At 69.7% G+C, this 903-nt stretch carries 1 protein-coding gene and 1 pseudogene; both read right to left on the reverse strand.

Translation table 11 applies throughout. From position 1 onward, the window contains the following. A pseudogene (locus ACEN88_RS32895) lies at positions 1–242 on the reverse strand (hypothetical protein); the annotation flags it as partial. Then, positions 239–903, reverse strand: a 665-nt coding sequence (locus ACEN88_RS32900; protein WP_413346479.1) for a LysR substrate-binding domain-containing protein, incomplete at its 5' end; no start/stop codon positions are given. The gene ACEN88_RS32900 and the pseudogene ACEN88_RS32895, both read right to left, overlap by 4 nt.

Genomic DNA, 903 nt, shown 5'->3' on the forward strand with positions numbered 1-903 from the left:
TCGCCGTGCATGCCCGCGACGGCGCCGGACTTGGCCTGCGATATGACCACGTAGTCGCCGGCGAGCAGGTGCTCAGCAAGCAGGTCGCCGTCCGCGGCCAGGTCGGCCATCCGGCCGATGCCCGCGCTGAACGTGGGCCAGTCGTCGTAGTCGCCCGCGTATTGCGCGAACGCGGCCAGCGCGACCTTGTTGACCGCGGCGTGGTCGGTCTCGACGTAGCCGCGGATCGTCGTCGCGTTCATGCCGCCTCCCCCATGTCGCCGTTGTGCCACCACAGTGTCGGATTGTTGTCGGCCAGGTCGCGCAGCAGGTCCCACACCACTTTCACGCGGCGCAGCCGGTACAGGTCCGTCGGTGCCGCGAGCCAGAACGAGCGCTCGGCATAAAAGCCCGGCAGCACGGGCACGAGGCGGCCGTCGTCCGGCACGGCGTACGGCGGCGCCATCATGAGGCCCATGCCCAGCGATGCCGCCTCGATCTGCGCCGTCATGCCCGAGCAGCACAGCCGGCGGCGCGGCGTGAATCCGAGCTCGTTCAGGTACGACAGTTCGCGACTCGCGAGGCGGTCCTGCACGTAGTCGACGAAGTCGTGGCGCTCCAGGTCCGCGTGCGTGCGGATCGGCGGGTGCTTCGCCAGGTAGGTCGGCGCCGCGTACAAATAAAATCGGAAGGAGGCAAGACGGGTGACCATGTACCGCCCCGTCGACGGCGGGTCGAGCATGACGCCCAGGTCGGCCTCGCGGTTGGCGAGGTTGGCGAAGCGCGGCAGCGCCAGCAGGTCGATCGACAGATCCGGATGATCCTCGAACAGCTTCACGAGCAGCGGCGCGACGACCCGCGTGCCGAACACCTCGGGCACGCCCAGCCGCACGCCGAAGCGATGGAAGGCGCGGCGCTCGCGGC

It is taken from the genome of Massilia sp. CT11-108 (assembly GCF_047302915.1).
GTDB lineage: Bacteria > Pseudomonadota > Gammaproteobacteria > Burkholderiales > Burkholderiaceae_D > Telluria > Telluria orientalis.